The organism is Streptococcus parasanguinis (assembly GCF_001578955.1).
Classification (GTDB): Bacteria; Bacillota; Bacilli; order Lactobacillales; family Streptococcaceae; genus Streptococcus; species Streptococcus parasanguinis_U.
The window spans coordinates 562,186-565,067 of record NZ_KQ969690.1 but is presented as its reverse complement, the minus strand read 5'-3'; the positions used below and the strand labels follow the sequence as shown (position 1 = coordinate 565,067).

The 2,882-nt window shown below is 42.6% G+C and carries 3 protein-coding genes; all 3 read left to right on the top strand.

Annotated elements, in window-relative coordinates; all coding sequences use genetic code 11:
- The coding region (locus SPADD19_RS06655) for an alpha/beta hydrolase-fold protein (RefSeq protein ID WP_164905858.1) at positions 1–395 on the top strand (395 nt) is incomplete at its 5' end.
- Positions 396–416: 21 nt separating this feature from the next.
- Positions 417–1,583: an ATP-grasp domain-containing protein gene (locus SPADD19_RS06650; protein ID WP_061455571.1), complete on the top strand. Its 1,167-nt coding sequence runs from the start codon at positions 417–419 to the stop codon at positions 1,581–1,583.
- Positions 1,584–1,809: 226 nt separating this feature from the next.
- Positions 1,810–2,778 carry a thiamine pyrophosphate-dependent dehydrogenase E1 component subunit alpha gene (locus tag SPADD19_RS06645; protein ID WP_061455602.1) on the top strand — a complete coding sequence of 323 codons (969 nt, stop codon included), beginning with the start codon at positions 1,810–1,812 and terminating at the stop codon, positions 2,776–2,778.
- Positions 2,779–2,882: the final 104 nt, after the last annotated feature.

Genomic DNA, 2,882 nt, shown 5'->3' with positions numbered 1-2,882 from the left:
GTTGCTCTATGGGGGCCTACCACGCGCTCAATTTCTTCTTGCAACATCCAGATGTCTTTAACAAAGTGATTGCTTTGAGTGGTGTCTATGACGCTCGTTTCTTTGTTGGTGACTTTGGAGGCGATGAAGCCATTTACCAAAACTCTCCATCTGATTATATTTGGAACCAAAATGATGGCTGGTTTATCGATCGTTATCGTCAGGCGGAAATCGTTGTTTGTACTGGTTTAGGAGCTTGGGAACAAGATGGACTTCCATCTTTCTACAAACTGAAAGAAGCCTTTGATCACAAAAATATTCCTGCATGGTTCGCTGAATGGGGACATGATGTCGCCCACGATTGGGAATGGTGGCGCAAACAAATGCCATATTTCCTAGGCCAAATGTATCTATAAGTAAAAAGGGAGGAGACCTCAATGAATTATATCGTTATTTCACCATATTACCCACAAAACTTCCAACAATTTACAATCGAACTAGCTAATAAAGGGATCACTGTCTTGGGAATTGGTCAAGAGCCATATGAACAGTTAGATGAGCCTTTGCGCAACAGTTTAACAGAATATTTCCGTGTTGAAAATTTGGAAAATCTGGATGAAGTGAAGCGTGCGGTTGCCTTTCTCTTTTACAAGCATGGCCCAATCGATCGCATTGAATCTCATAATGAATACTGGTTGGAATTGGATGCGGCGCTTCGTGAGCAATTCAATGTCTTCGGCGCTAAGCCAAAAGATTTGAAGAAAACCAAGTTCAAATCAGAAATGAAGAAACTCTTCAAGAAAGCAGGTGTTCCTGTCGTTCCAGGCGCTGTTATTAAAAAAGAAAAAGACATTGATAAGGCTGTGAAGAAGATTGGGTTGCCATTGATTGCTAAGCCTGACAATGGGGTAGGAGCAGCAGCGACCTTCAAGATCGAAACGCCAGAAGATGTGGACCATTTCAAGGCTGAGTGGGATGGCCATACAGAGTACTTCTTTGAGAAATTTGTCACTTCTAGCGAGATTTGTACCTTTGATGGTCTAGTGGATCGTGACGGCAACATTGTCTTTTCAACTACCTTTGACTATGCACATACGCCACTCGATTTGATGCTCTACAAGATGGACAACTCTTATTATGTCCTTAAAGAAATGGATCCAAAATTGCGTCAATACGGGGAAGCGATAGTTAAAGCCTTTGGCATGAAAGAACGTTTCTTCCACATTGAGTTCTTCCGCGATGGGGATGACTATATTGCGATCGAGTACAATAATCGTCCTGCAGGTGGCTTTACCATCGACGTCTACAACTATGCTCACTCGATTGATTTGTACCGTGGTTATGCTGCCATCGTAGCAGGGGAACCCTTCCCAGCTTCTGAGTTTGAGCCCCTTTATTGCTTGGCAACTTCTCGTCGTGCCAATGCAGCTTATGCTCTTTCAGAGGAAGAAGTTCTGGCCAAATACCGTGATCAATTCCGTGTGAAGAAAGACATGCCAGCGGCCTTTGCGGAACTTCAGGGAGATTACCTCTATATGCTTACAACACCTAGTCGTGAAGAATTGGAACAAATGATTCATGACTTTGGCCAACGCCAATCATAAGATGACGACCGGTAGGATAGGATCCTATCGGTTTTTTATGTGACTATTGAATGAGATGGAAAAATCTAGAAGTTTGTGAAAAAACTGAATATTTCCTTTTGAAAGCTTATAGTTTCCATGATTATAGTGTTTAGGATTGTGAATTTTTCTGAGCATTATTTTTGACTGAGCTTTCATTTTTGGCTAGAATGAAAGTGAATGAATAAATGCTAAGAAAGGCGAAATGATGGCAACATTAGACAAAAGTCTCTTATTGGAAATGTTCCGTAAAATGGAAGAAATCCGTCGCATGGACTTAAAAATTGCACAGTTAGTAAAAAAAGGGAAAGTGCCAGGAATGACGCACTTTTCTGTTGGGGAAGAAGCGGCTAACGTCGGAGCGATGTTGGCTTTGAACGATGATGATTTGCTGACATCAAACCACCGTGGACACGGACAAGCCATTGCTAAAGGAATCGATTTGAATGGCATGATGGCAGAAATCCTAGGGAAATATACTGGTACTTGTAAAGGGAAAGGTGGTTCCATGCATATTGCTGACCTAGATGCCGGAAACCTTGGCGCTAACGGGATCGTTGGTGGTGGTATGGGAATTGCAGTAGGTGCTGCCCTTACTCAACAAATGCATAAGACTGGTAAGATTGTCGTCTGCTTCTTTGGCGATGGCGCAACCAACGAAGGTGTCTTCCACGAAGCGGTCAATATGGCTTCGATCTGGAATCTGCCAGTAATTTTCTACTGTATCAATAACGGTTACGGAATCTCTGCTGATATCAAGAAAATGACCAATATTCAGCACATTCATGAGCGTAGTGCTGCATACGGCATTCCTGGAATGTTTATTCCTGACGGGAACAACGTTATTGATGTCTATGAAGGCTTCCAAAAAGCTGTTGAACACGTCCGCTCTGGAAAAGGACCTGTCTTGATTGAAAGTGTCACTTATCGTTGGCTCGGTCACTCTTCATCTGACCCTGGTAAATACCGGACACGTGAAGAAGTCGAAGAATGGAAGAAGAAAGATCCGATCGAAAACCTTCGCAAGTACCTCCTTAAAAATGAAATTGCAAGCGCAGAAGAATTGGATCAGATCCAAGAAGAAGTGAAAGAAGCAGTTGAAGCTTCAGTGAAATTTGCGGAAGAAAGCCCATTCCCACCACTCGAATCAGCTTTCGAAGATATTTACGCAGACTAAGGGGGAGTAGAGAATTATGGAAACTAAATTAATGTCTTTCCGCGATACCATTATCCTTGCTATGTCTGAGGAAATGCGTCGCGACGAAAATGTATTGTTGATGG

Excerpts from the sequence above, each read along its gene's own strand:
- SPADD19_RS06650 (WP_061455571.1), top strand. The coding sequence starts at position 417 with ATGAATTATATCGTTATTTCACCATATTACCCACAAAACTTCCAACAA.
- SPADD19_RS06645 (WP_061455602.1), top strand. The coding sequence starts at position 1,810 with ATGGCAACATTAGACAAAAGTCTCTTATTGGAAATGTTCCGTAAAATG.